The sequence below is a fragment of the Actinoplanes italicus genome, assembly GCF_003001815.1.
In the GTDB taxonomy this organism is placed as follows: domain Bacteria; phylum Actinomycetota; class Actinomycetes; order Mycobacteriales; family Micromonosporaceae; genus Actinoplanes; species Actinoplanes italicus.
Map to the genome: position 1 here is coordinate 43,427 of NZ_PVMZ01000030.1, position 12,194 is coordinate 55,620.

A 12,194-nucleotide genomic window follows, 5' to 3' on the forward strand; every position below is an offset into this window, starting at 1 on the left:
CACCTCAGGAGACATACCAGTCAAAGACCTTCCAGCCGTACGGGGAAAGCATCGTCACCAGCATCAGGGCACAGACCGTGGTAGCGGCCGCCAGCAGGCGCCAGTGGTCGTTGCCGGCCCGGTACTCACCGCCCCGCAGCAGGACCAGCCCGCCCACCACACCGATCAGACCCAGCACCGGCCCGAAGAGCGTGGCCAGCACCGCGGGGATCGCCCAGGCCGGCGGCGCGTGCTCGGGAAAGGACTCGGCCTCGGTGGCGGCGAAGGCCACGACCCCGTAGAAGTAGGCGGCCGCCACGACCGTCTGGAGCACGACGAGAAACCAGGTCAGACGCCGGGCGGGAACGGTGACGCTCTGCTGCATCGGGGCAAGATACCGTCCCGCACCGCCGCCTATGATCACCGGCCATGACGCCGATCACGCCGCCGCTCCCACTCGACGTACTCGAGCTGTTCCCCGACCTGGCCGGGCATGCGGCGACCGCCACCCGGCTGCACCCGAGGCCCGGAGCGCCGACCATCGCGGACAGCTCGATCGGTGGCCCGCTGCTGTGGCCGGCCGACGAGCCGTGGCCGGTCTGCGAGGACGGCGGCCATCACTACGTGTTCCAGCTCAGCACCCCGGCGGCGGTCCACCGGAGCCGGGCGATCATCGCGGGGGCCTCCGGAGAACTCAACGACCTGACCGGCCAGGATCTAGGCCACCTGATCGAGCAGCCGATCTCCCTGGTCCCGGTGGCGCAGCTGTACCGCCGCGACATCCCCGACTACACCGGGCCCGGCGACACCGATCTGCTGCAGGTGCTGTGGTGCCCGCTCGATCACCCGGAGGAGGGCTACAACCCCCGGCCCCGGGTCTACTGGCGGCGGACCGCCGACATCACCTCGCCCCTCAGCACGGCACCGGAGCCGCTGGTCGTCCGCGACGACTATCTGCCGGCGCCCTGCGTGGTCCACCCCGAGCAGGTCGTCGAGTACCCGTACCCCGACCTGCTGCCCGAGGATCTGCAAGCACTGGTCACCGCTTCGGAGGAGGACGAGGACGACGACGAGGTGATCGGCTATTTCGAGGTGTCCCAGGCGCCGGGCTTCAAGGTCGGCGGTCACGCCAACTGGTCGCTCACCGACCCGGCGCCGATGGACTGCGCCGAGTGCGGCACACCGATGACGCTGCTGTTCACCGCGGCCTCCTCCGAACGCAACGGCCGGGAGTGCGTCTGGGCGCCGTCGGAGGACACGCCGTTCACCCCGACCGGGATCACCATCGGGCGCGGCTACTCGCTGTACGTCTTCCGCTGCCCGGCCTCGTTCGGCCACCCGACCGCGACCGCCATGCAATGACCGTTCGCCGCCCTTCGAGTGGTAAGGGCCACCACCGCGGATCGGCCCGTACTCGATAGATTCGGTGGGTGCCCCGCCGGAACACTGTCGTCCTCACCGTCTGCCTCGCCGCCGCCTTCACCACGCTGGTCGACCAGGCCAGCCTGAACACCGCGATCCCTGCGCTACGCGAGTCGCTGGGTGCCGGACCGGCCACCATCCAGTGGATCGTCGCGGGGTATTCGCTGACGTTCGGGCTGGTCATGGTCCCGGCCGGGCGGCTCGGTGACGCGCACGGCCGCAAGTGGCTGTTCGCGGGCGGGATCGCTCTGTTCACCGCGGCCGCCGTGGTCGCCGGCACCGCCTCGCAGCCGTGGGTGGTGGCTGTCGCGCGGCTGGTGCAGGGTGCCGGCGCCGGGATCGTGAACCCGCAGGTCTATGGCATCATCCAGGACCTGTTCGCCGGCCGGGAACGGGCCCGTGCGCTGGGCGCCTATGCCACGGCCGCCGGGATCGCCTCCGTGCTCGGGCCGCTCGTCGGGGGCGCGGTCCTCGGGGCCGCCGGTGATGAGCACGGGTGGCGGGTCGTGCTCCTCCTGACCGTGCCGTTCGGGCTGCTCACCGTACCGATGGCAATGAAGTTCCTGCCCGGTGGCCGGCCCGCGGGTGCACGTCGCACCACACTGGACCTGCCCGGGCTGGCCCTGCTCGGAACCGTGACACTGTGCCTGCTGCTGCCGTTCGTGCTGCCGTCCCGGCAGGGGTTGCCGACGGCCGCGTGGCCGGCGATGGCCGTGGTCGCGCTGCTGGCGCTGGCCTGGTGGGAGCGGCGGTACGCCCGTTCCGGCCGGACGCCGGTGCTGATGCCGGAACTCCTCGGCTCGCGCGGGTTCAGCCTGGGCACGCTGACCGCAATGTTCCAGTTCGGGGCGTCGCTGTCGACGGTGCTGGTGCTGGTGCTGTATCTGCAGGACGGGCTCGGCTGGTCACCGCTGGCCGCGGCGTCGACCACGGTCTTCGGGGCGGTCGGTTTCGCGGTGGCCGCGTCGCAGAGCTGGCGGCTCCTGTCCCGCTTCGGCCGCGCCGGGGTGGTCGGCGCGCTGATCGGCTCGGCGGTCTCGATCGCGGCGACGATCGTGGTGCTGCACACCGTCCCCGAACCGGCGATCGGGATCGCGCTGTCGGCCACCCAGTTCCTGTCCGGGTTCAGCGGCGGCCTGATGATGTCGCCGAACCAGGCTCTGACCCTGGCACACTCCCCCGCCGGAGCGGCCGGGCTGGCCGGCGCGTTCCTGCAGGTCTCGCAGCGGATCTCGGCGACCCTGGCGACGGCCGCGGTCACCGGCCTGATGGCGGCCGGCCAGCAGGTGACCGCGGCGCTGGCGATCTGTCTGGCGATGATGACCGCCTCCGCCGCCTGCGCGGCCCTCGATCTCCGCACCCCGCGAGCCGCCCCGCACCTCGCCGTCCCCGCCTGACCGGCACCGCCACCCGCCCCTCCGGCCCGCTCGCCGTCACCCCTTGTCGCAAGCCGCCGTCCCTGAGACAGGTATCGCGGATCACCTGTCCCGTGGAGGACCGGCGGTCAGGACGTTCGGGCGGTGTCGAGCAGGCTGTTGACCAGGGCGGCCACGGTCTCCGGGTCGCGGACGGTGGCCAGCAGGTAGCGGTCGTCGGACAGTTCGAGCCGTACGGCCGGACCGCTGCTGCGCAGGATCAGCCCACGACCGTGGCCGTCGAGGCTGACCCGGTATCCCCAGCCGCCCCACTGTGCGATCTGGACGGAGCCGGGCGCGGCCGAGACGATCTCGCGCAACGGCACCCGCACACGGGGCCATCCCCACGGCCCGAACCCGATCGTCACTCCCCTGCCATCGACGGTGAACCGGGCCTGGAGCGCGACCATCACGATCCCGGCGACGAGCACCAGCGGCACGGCGACCCAGGCGTTCACGGCGACGGCGAGCACGGCGGCGATCCCGAGCAGCGCAGCCAGCACCCAGAAGGCGATACGCGGGATCGGCGCGATCTCGGTCCAGGCGGCACGCTGGCCGGGCGCGAGGTCGAGACGGGCGAGCCCGGCCGGCGGCGGGTCGGTGACGCCGGACCGTGCCGGAGCCCTCCCGCACGACAGCGCGACGACCACGCCCCACGCCGCCGCGCCGAGCAGCAACGCCGTCACCTGCCAGCCGGGGTTGGTCACGTCTTCGGCCGTGGCCGCGTCCAGTGACATCCCCGCGGTCATCATCCAGATGCCGGCAGCACCGGCCGAGTGGACGGCGGCCACGGTGATCACGACCCGCCGCACCCGCCAGGACAGGGCCGGCACCAGGGCCACCACGAGCGCGACCAGGACCGCGAGACCCGCGATCACGAGCGTCGTGGTGGTCATCCCGGCGACGCTCGCGGTGCGGTCGACGTGACCGGCGATGTTCCAGTGGATCGGCAGCGGGTCGGGCAGCCGGTCCACCCAGGCCCGCTCGATGAGCGGCACCAGCAGAGCGGGCAGCGCTGTCAGTGCGACGCCCGGCAACCAGCGCGCCCGGCCTCCGTTGTCGATGGTCATGCCAGCCTCCGTACTTCCTCGACTACCTCGTCGATGTCCAGTCCCAGCCGCCGGCCCGCGTCGAGCAGCGTGTGCACGGCGTCGACCAGGCGGGCCCGGTCGGCCGCTTCGTCACGGCGGACCGTGGCGCCACGCCCGCGGCGCAGCTCGATCAGACCCTCGTCACGCAACTGCGCGTAGGCCCGCAGGATCGTGTGCATGTTGACCTCCAGCGCCTCGGCCAGCTCACGGGCCGCGGGCAGCCGATCGCCGGGAACGAGGCGTCCGGCGGCGACCGCCCCGCGCACCTGCGAGGCGATCTGGTCGGCGAGCGGCATGCTCGAGGCCGGGTCTATGCGAACCAACATGTTCGCATTGTATGCAAACAATCAAGGCAAGCGCCAGTTATATGCCGATCGATACGATGGGTGACATGGTCTGTCCCACCTGCGGCTTGGACAACGACCCGGCCAGCACGCTGTGCGCCCGGTGCAACTCCGCGCTGACCCGGCAGACCGCGGTTCACCCGCCCGCACCGGTTCCGCCGCCGCCGAACCGGCGGACCATCCGGATCCCGCTGCTCGCCGGTGTCGGCGTGCTGGTCCTGCTCCTCGCGGTCGCCGCTGGGCTCTACCTGCGATCCGGCCGCGATGAACCGGATCCGCCTGTGCGGGCCGGCTCGTCCCTGACCGTGCCCACGACGGATCCGACGACAGCAGTGACCCCGCCGGCGGCGGCAGCTACCACGCCGAGCGCGGTGACCACGCCGACCGGCTCGGCATCGCCGACGGCCCTCGCCGACCCGCGGGCGCAGGCTCGGGTCGTCGACGCGGTGCTGTCGGAGAGCGTCGCCAGCCGCCGCAAGCTCAACGTGGCGATCGAGCGGGTCGGCGACTGCGAGAACCTGTCCGGCGCGGTCGCGGACATCCGGGCCGTCGGCGTCGAGCGGCAGTCCCAGATGGACACCGTGCGCAACGCCGATCTGAGCGCCGTGTCCGGCGGCGAGACGCTGCGGGCCGGATTGATCGAGGCGCTGCGCTTCGCGTGGGAGGCCGACCAGGGCTTCCTGACCTGGGCCGAGCCCACCCTGCGGGGCGGATGCGACGCGACCGACGAGGCCGGTTACGCCCGTGGCCGCAGCGCCTCGGACAGTGCGGGCACGGCGAAGCGCGCCTTCCTCAGGGAGTGGAACCCGGTCGCCCGGGCCAACGGCCTGAAAACCCGGTCCGCCAACGACATCTGACCCGGATCGACCGGCGACCCAGAACGGCCGGCGACCCAGAACGACCAGCGACCCAGAACGACCAGCGACCCAGAACGACCAGCGACCCAGAACGACCAGCGACCCAGAACGACCAGCGACCCAGAACGACCAGCGACCCAGAACGGCAGGCGACCCAGAACGACCAGCGACCCAGAACGACCAGCGACCCAGAACGGCTGGCTACCCAGAACGGCTGGCGGCTCAGAACGGCCAGTTCGCGGCCACGATGCCGGCGATCACACCGACCGCCGCGAACGCCTCGGCGGCGGTCTGCACGGTGCCGAGTTTGCTGGTCAGCCCGTCGATCGCCTGCTGGATCCGGCCGCGATTCTCCTCGGTCGGGTGGGCCAGCGCCTGCTCGATGGCGGCGACGTCGGACTCGACGGCCGCCGGGTCCGGCGCGGTACGCCGGATCGTCTCCAACTGGCCGACGATGGCATCCCGCTCGTCGCCGTAGTGGTTGGTCTGGCTCACCGTGTTGTGGTCGCCGAAGACCTGTTGTCCACCGTGGAAGGTGAAGTTCTCGAAGCGCTGCTCAGCCACCGGCACCTCCTCTGGGCGTCTTCGGGATGTTCGTCTGGCTGATCCGGTTGTGGCTGCCGAAGACCTGCTGGCCGCCGTGGAACGTCTTCGTGCTGAAGTCGAAGGACATGCTGGCCGCCTTGGCGCGGAACTCGGTGGTGTTGACCCCGTGCTCGTCCAGAAAGTCCAGAATCGACTGTGTGACGGCCTTGTCCAGAAGCGCAATGTACTTCGCGGCGTCAAGATGGTGCATGTACTTGCCGGTCGGCCAGTCCGAGCCGTGCTCCCGGACACTGAGGTCGGCGCCGTAGTCGTAGAAGCGGAACTCGTCGGCGTCTCGCGCCGACTTGGACATCCGGCCCTGCAGGCGGATCACGTTCCAGCCGATCCGGGCCAGGTGGATCACGCCGAACAGGTTGTCACGGAAGAAGTGCCGCAGCGTCGTCTCGGCGGCGTGCACCGGCACCCGCTCGGGTTTCAGGATGTCACCGAGCTGGTAGAGCCGTCGCACCTCGGGCATCACGGTGGCGACGAACTCGGCGTAGAGCAACCCGCCCTCCAGCGCCAGATGGACGAAGGCGGTGACCGCGACGCCGCTGTCCTGCGCCGGCAGCACGGGCCTGCCCTGTGGGGTGCGGACCTCCTTGCCGTGGGCCGGGACGACCGCCCGCAGATAGTGCCGCATGCCGCCCTGCGGGCACGCCTCGATCGCGGCGAGGGTCTCCGGCGAGGCCATGGTGTACGGCGCCCGCGTGGCCGGGTCGACGAGAGGGTCGTCGGTGCGCCGCCACCCGTCGGCGGCCACGTACGGCACGACGAACACGTTCGGGATCTTCTCGCCGTCGCCGAGTTGCTCCGACCGCAGGTCGAGGATCGCCTTCGATACCCGCCGGTTCAGCTCCGCCCCGTCGAGGTGGACGCGCTCCGGCACGGTCTCGCCCTCGGGCCGCTCGGCCGGGCCGAGGGTGATGGCGAACTCCCACCCGTGCTCGAACCAGCCCGCACCGAGGAACGGGTCCCGGTCGTGCACGGCGATGTTGCCCCGCTGCATCCCGGCGACGACGGCGAGCCGCCGTTCCACCCGCGGGTTGGTGCTGCGCGGTGCGGTCGTCGGGGTGCCCGGCGCCAGCTCGGTGGTGATGATGCCGAACACGTGCCGGCGCGACAGGAACAGCACCGCGAACATGGCCGAGGCCAGCAGCAACGGGTAGAGGAAGTCGAAGACCGTCAGCCCGAAGCCGCCGCCATCGAACCCGCTCTCGCCGAAGTCGGATCCGTAGGTGCCGCTCCCGTAGTCGCTGAAGAGGAGCAGATCCTCGAGGTCGCCCATGCTCTGCAGCATCGAGAAGGCGACCGAGCAGAAGCCGACCACCACGATCGCTGCCACGATCGCCCACCGGACCTGCGGTGCCAGTGCCCGCATCACCCGCGAGCGGACGGCCACCACGAACCCGCACAGCAGCAGCCAGCAGAACGTCGCGAGCGGGCTGAGGCAGTAGCCGACGATCAGTACGAACGTGACCAGCGCGTACCGCAGCACCAGCAGCCGCCGGGCCCGCAGGCTGTGCCGGACCACCGGATCGATGTCGAAGCCGTACGACGGTGGCACCGCCTTGCGCTCCGACTCGACGACCTCCCTGATGACGTCGTCGGCAAACGTCACATCCACATAGGGCGCCGCGCACAGGTGCCGGGTGGTGGCGTTCATCGTCTCGGGCGGCCGGTACCCCGGGGTGCTCAACAACGGTTCGGACGGAACCTCCGGATCGACCATCGCCACCCTCCGATATGGAACGAGATGGCCAACGTATCGGCTCGCCGGGGCGGAAGGGGTCCGCCGAGCGGCTGATCGTCATCGGCGTGTCAGGGTCCGGCGCCAGTGCGGCCACGCGTCGCGCACATAAAGACCGAACGGGAGCCACCAGATCAGGTCGTTGGTGAGCAGGATGACGCCCGACGCGAGTGGCCACTCGCCGGTGATGTAGAGACCGAGCCACCCGATCGGCCCGAGCAGCTTGCCGGCCAGCCCGACCGCGGCGATCGCGAACCCGTCCTCGGGACGGCGTGCCACCTCCAGGTACAGCAGGCCGTACAGCCCGAGAACCATGCCGAGTGTCATGAAGATCTGCGGCTGATTCTGCGGCGTCATGCCGGACACCCGGAACAGCCACTGGGGGTCGGCCACGGCATACAGCCCCCACGCGATGTTGTAGACGCCGGCGGCCACGAACACGGCGCGGTGCAGACGGCGCCGCGGCAGATGCGCTTCGATCATGCGTCGCAGTATTCCGCTCACCGATCACCGGGAAGTGCCTCCACTCGCGTCAACCTCGCGGCATGCGGGCGTGGTGCGGCCGGGCGGGCAGGCCACCAGTTGGCGCGTCCGGCCAGCCGCATCAGTGCGGGCACCAGGATCGCGCGGATGATCGTGGCGTCGACAATGATCGCGACGGCGGTGCCGACGCCGACCATCTGCAGGTACATGACCTCACCGGTGGCATAGAGGGCGAACGACACGGCCAGGATCGCGGCGGCCGCGGTGACCAACGGGGCACTGCGTTGCAGCCCCTCCAGAACGGCGCGGGTGTTGTCACCGGTCGCGTCGTAGCGCTCTTTGATACGCGACAGCAGGAACACCTCGTAGTCCATGGACAGGCCGTAGGCGACGCAGAACATCAGGATCGGGAACGCTGGGTCGAGGGTGCCGATCGGCGTGAAGCCCAGGACGCCGGCGAGGAAGCCGTTCTGGAACACGGTGACCAGCACTCCGAACATGACGGCGAGACTCAGCAGATTGAGGACGGTCGCCTTGACCGGGATGAGCAGGCTGCGCGACATCGCGAACAGCACCGCGAACGAGATGGCCAGCAGCACGGCGGCCACGAGCGGGATACGGTCGGTGAGCATGGCCCGGAAGTCGGTGAGCTCCGCCGGGTAGCCGCCGACCAGCGCGCCACCGGGTGGCTGCGGCACGGCACGCACGGCCGCGACCAGCGCGGGCGTCTCCGTGCCGGAGAGGATCTCGCGGGTGGGCACGGCTTCGAGCCGGGAACCGGTGAACGGCGCCGGGCCGACACGGACGCCGCCGACGAACACCCCGGCCGCCGCGTTGACCTGTGCGATGCCGGGAACGCGCGACACCTCCGCGGCATAGCCGGCCACATCCGTCGAGGTGGTCACGATGTGCAGGGCGTCCTGCGGCTCGGTGGGCAGCACGTCACGCATCACGTCATAGGTCTGCCGGGTCGAGGCGGTCGGCGGGAGCACCCGATCGTCGGGTAATCCGAGGCGCAGGCCGAGAGCCGGGGCGGCGAGCACGCCGACGACGAGCAGGCCGAACGCGGCGAACAGGACCGGCCTGCGCATGACCGCCCCACCGGCGCGGACCCAGAATCCGTCGTCGGCCTCGGGCCGAGGGTTGCGTCGGAGCGCCCGCGGGCCGAGAACGGCCAGGGCTGCAGGAAGGATCGTGAGGGCGCCGAGGACGGCCAGGGCCACGACCAGGATGCCGGCGTAGGCGAACGACCGGAGGAAGGCGAACGGGAACAGCAGCAGCGCCGACAGCGACGCGGCCACGGTCAGTCCGCTGAAGACGACCGTGCGCCCCGCTGTGCGTACCGTGGAAATGATCGCGTTCTTGATCGTCGCACCCGCGGTGAGCTCCTCGCGGAACCGCGCGATGACGAACAGGCTGTAGTCGATGCCGAGACCGATGCCCATCACCAGGGTGATGTTCGCGGCGAAGGTGGCCACTTCGGTGAATCCGGTGAGCATCCGCAGCCCGGCGAGGGTGCCGAGCACCGCGAACAATCCGATGGCGAGGGTGAGCAGAGCGAGCCGGACCCGGCGGTAGAGCCACACGAGCAGGATCGTCATGACCGGCAGGATCAGCAGCTCGGCGCGCAGGAAGTCGCGGGTGGCCTGCTGGCTGACCTGACTGGACACCGCCTCGGCACCGCCCACGTCGACCCGGAGGACGCCGTCGTCGCGGGTGTAGGTGGGCAGGATCCGCTCCCTGATCAGCAGGCGCGCACTGGTGGCGTCGCCGGTGACGTGCGCGAGGATGACCGCGTGCCGGCCGTCGGAACTGCGCATCGTCGGGTCGCCGCCGCGTGACCAGTAGGACCAGACGTCGCCCACCGCCTGCTCGCCGCGCAGTTCGGTGGCGACCGCTGTGGCCGCCGCGGCTGTGGCTGGATCGTCGATCGCCCCGCTGACCAGCAGCACCAGATTGGCGTTGCCGGTGCCGTGGTCGCGGGCGAGCAGCTCCTGCACCTGGACGGACTCACTGCCGGGCGCCTCCCAGCGGCTGAGCACCATGGCGTTCATCGCCCCGGCGGCGACCGCACCGAGAACCACGGTCAACAGGCCGGTGAGCAGCAGAATCAAGCGTCGGTGACGAAATGGCACAGGGAGCACCCCCTGGTAGGCTTCCGAGCGGAGAGAAAATACGAGTGGTCGCTCGTGAAACGAGAATACGAGCGGTCGCTCGCATTCGTCAAGGGACGGTGCACTGTGGTCAAACGGCAGGCGCGCGGGCGGCAGCGGATCCGCGAGATCCTCGACGCGGCGCTCGCCCAGTTCGCCGAGACGGGCTACGAAAAGACGTCGACCAACGCGATCGCCGCCCGCGCCGGCATGTCCCCCGGCTCCCTCTACCAGTACTTCCCCAACAAGGAGGCCATCGCCGACGCCCTGTCCCAGCGGCTGCTCGATGAGCTGCGGGAGGCGCACGCCGCCGCCTTCGACGACACCGCGGTGACCGAGCTGCCACTGCCCGACCTGGTCTCCCGGGTGGTCGACCCGCTGGTCTCCTTCCACGTGACCCACCCCGGCGCCAAGGTCCTCATCGGCGAGCGCGGCCAGCCGCTGCACACCGGCGTCGCCGACCGGGTGGCGGCACTGCTGCGGGCCCGCTCATCCGAGTCGCCCGACGACGACGTGCGGCGCAGTTCGGCCGTAGCGGTACAGATCGTCGCCGCGCTGATGGGCGGCATTGTCGCGGCACCCGAGCCGGAGCGGAGTGCGCTGGTCCACGAGCTGAAACGGGCACTCACCGGATACCTGAATCAGCCGGCGGGCCTCTAAGCTGTCGCGGTGCTTCAGGCCGGCGTACGACTAGGCAACCGCTACCTCCTGCAACAGCGCCTCGGCGCAGGCGGGATGGGCGAGGTGTGGCTGTCCGTCGACGAGGTGCTGCGGCGCACCGTCGCGGTCAAGGTCATGCTGCCTTCGGTCGCCGACGACCCGGACTTCGCCAGGCGGTTCGAGGCCGAGGCCACGGCGATGGCCCGGATCAACCACCCGGCCGTCGCGTCGATCCACGACTTCGGCCGGGACCAGGGCGTCCTCTACCTCGTGATGGAGTTCGTCGACGGCGAGTCGCTGGCGCAGCGGCTGAGCCGGGACGGGCGGATCGCCCCCGACGAGACGATGCGGCTCATCGAGCAGGCCGCAATCGGGCTGCAGGCCGTCCACGACCAGGGCCTGGTGCACCGCGACATCAAACCGGCGAACCTGCTGGTCCGCCGCAACGGCACGGTGGTCATCACCGACTTCGGCATCGCCCGGCACGAGGCCGCAAGCCGCCTCACGGTTTCCGGAGCCATTCTCGGTACGCCTACGTACCTCTCCCCCGAGCAGGTACGCGGTGAGCCCGCGGGCCCGCAGAGCGACGTCTACTCACTCGGCCTCGTCGCCTACGAGTGCCTGGCCGGCGACAAGCCGTTCGTCGGCGACAGCCCATACGCGGTAGCCCTCCAGCGTCTGCAGGAGGGCCCGCGCACGATCAAGGTGACGCTGCCGGTCCCGGTCCAGGCGGCCGTCGAACGCGCACTGGCGATCGACCCACGGGACCGCTGGCCGTCCGCAGCCGCGTTCGCCGCAGCCGTGCGTCAGGTGCTGTCCGGCCCGCCCTCGGCCTCGATCGCGGCGCCGGCACAGACACCGCCATCGCTCTCGTTCTCGCTCTCGCCGAAGCCAGGCTCGAAGCGCCTGCCGGTGCTGCTGGCCGCGCTGACCGCGCTGCTGGTGATCGGCGGCGGCGCGATCGCCTGGGGAGTACTCGGCGACGACGAGCCCGACGCGCTCCTGCAGATGCCGGGGGCCGCGGCCGCGCAGTCCGGCGGCCAGCCCGGCAAGCCCGGGCAGCAGTGGGAGCCCGAGCTTTTCACCACCTGCGGTGACGCGTACTGCCCGGTCGAGCCGATGTGCTGGGGCGGGATGACCGCCAACAGCGGCGTCCCCCTGCCACCGCGCCGCGTCGACTGCGAGGAACCGCACTACTGGGAGACGTTCCGGGCCGTGCCCCTGCCCGCCGGCGGCGTCACGATCGACAGCGACGCCCCGCTGATCGAACGGGACGACCTGGCCGAGTCCTGCTCGGAACAGGCGATGACCTCTCGCAGCGTCGAGCCGGCGAAGACCCGCCGCTGGCGGCGCGACGCCTGGCCGATCCCGGTCGGCGCCGACACCACCCTGCACTGCATTGCCAGCGCCCCCGGCGGCGAGTCCACCGGGGGCTACTTCCGCCGGTCCTGACCG

Annotated in this window: 12 protein-coding genes; 5 read left to right on the top strand and 7 right to left on the bottom strand. The window is 71.0% G+C overall.

The genetic code is table 11. The features are described 5' to 3' along the window. Nucleotides 1-4: 4 nt before the first annotated feature. Nucleotides 5-364, bottom strand: coding sequence for a hypothetical protein (locus CLV67_RS44860; RefSeq protein ID WP_106330005.1), 360 nt, complete (start codon nucleotides 362-364; stop codon nucleotides 5-7). Nucleotides 365-408: 44 nt separating this feature from the next. On the opposite strand from CLV67_RS44860, the gene CLV67_RS44865 reads away from it, so the two are divergent. Beyond that, complete coding sequence (locus CLV67_RS44865) at nucleotides 409-1,341, top strand: DUF1963 domain-containing protein (RefSeq protein ID WP_106330007.1); 933 nt, start codon at nucleotides 409-411, stop codon at nucleotides 1,339-1,341. A 68-nt stretch (nucleotides 1,342-1,409) separates the two neighbouring features. Then, nucleotides 1,410-2,798, top strand: coding sequence for an MFS transporter (locus tag CLV67_RS44870; protein WP_170154242.1), 1,389 nt, complete (start codon nucleotides 1,410-1,412; stop codon nucleotides 2,796-2,798). 107 nt (nucleotides 2,799-2,905) lie between these two features. Here CLV67_RS44870 and CLV67_RS44875 read toward each other — a convergent pair whose 3' ends face one another. Then, a complete protein-coding gene (locus tag CLV67_RS44875; RefSeq protein ID WP_106330011.1) occupies nucleotides 2,906-3,886 on the bottom strand; it encodes a DUF1648 domain-containing protein in 981 nt (326 codons plus the stop codon). After that, nucleotides 3,883-4,233, bottom strand: coding sequence for a GntR family transcriptional regulator (locus CLV67_RS44880; RefSeq protein ID WP_106330013.1), 351 nt, complete (start codon nucleotides 4,231-4,233; stop codon nucleotides 3,883-3,885). Before CLV67_RS44880 ends, CLV67_RS44875 begins: the two co-directional genes overlap by 4 nt. A gap of 65 nt (nucleotides 4,234-4,298) precedes the next feature. On the opposite strand from CLV67_RS44880, the gene CLV67_RS44885 reads away from it, so the two are divergent. Beyond that, complete coding sequence (locus CLV67_RS44885; protein ID WP_146169546.1) at nucleotides 4,299-5,108, top strand: hypothetical protein; 810 nt, start codon at nucleotides 4,299-4,301, stop codon at nucleotides 5,106-5,108. 222 nt (nucleotides 5,109-5,330) lie between these two features. Here CLV67_RS44885 and CLV67_RS44890 read toward each other — a convergent pair whose 3' ends face one another. From CLV67_RS44890 to CLV67_RS44905, 4 genes are all read right to left on the bottom strand, one after another. Further along, a complete protein-coding gene (locus CLV67_RS44890; RefSeq protein WP_146169547.1) occupies nucleotides 5,331-5,672 on the bottom strand; it encodes a hypothetical protein in 342 nt (113 codons plus the stop codon). Next, nucleotides 5,665-7,425 carry a hypothetical protein gene (locus CLV67_RS44895; RefSeq protein ID WP_106330019.1) on the bottom strand — a complete coding sequence of 587 codons (1,761 nt, stop codon included), beginning with the start codon at nucleotides 7,423-7,425 and terminating at the stop codon, nucleotides 5,665-5,667. The genes CLV67_RS44890 and CLV67_RS44895 overlap by 8 nt, the downstream gene beginning before the upstream one ends. Nucleotides 7,426-7,503: 78 nt before the next feature. After that, nucleotides 7,504-7,926 (bottom strand): hypothetical protein, encoded by a 423-nt coding sequence (locus CLV67_RS44900; protein ID WP_203737138.1) that lies wholly within the window; start codon nucleotides 7,924-7,926, stop codon nucleotides 7,504-7,506. A 17-nt stretch (nucleotides 7,927-7,943) separates the two neighbouring features. Next, entirely contained in the window at nucleotides 7,944-10,040 is a 2,097-nt protein-coding gene (locus CLV67_RS44905; protein ID WP_203737137.1) for an MMPL family transporter, read from the bottom strand. Between the two features lie 75 nt (nucleotides 10,041-10,115). On the opposite strand from CLV67_RS44905, the gene CLV67_RS44910 reads away from it, so the two are divergent. Both CLV67_RS44910 and CLV67_RS44915 read left to right on the top strand, forming a co-directional pair. Next, on the top strand, nucleotides 10,116-10,739 hold the full coding sequence (locus CLV67_RS44910; protein WP_170154243.1) for a TetR/AcrR family transcriptional regulator: 624 nt from the start codon (nucleotides 10,116-10,118) through the stop codon (nucleotides 10,737-10,739). Nucleotides 10,740-10,748: 9 nt separating this feature from the next. Beyond that, nucleotides 10,749-12,191: a serine/threonine-protein kinase gene (locus CLV67_RS44915; protein WP_146169548.1), complete on the top strand. Its 1,443-nt coding sequence runs from the start codon at nucleotides 10,749-10,751 to the stop codon at nucleotides 12,189-12,191. Nucleotides 12,192-12,194: the final 3 nt, after the last annotated feature.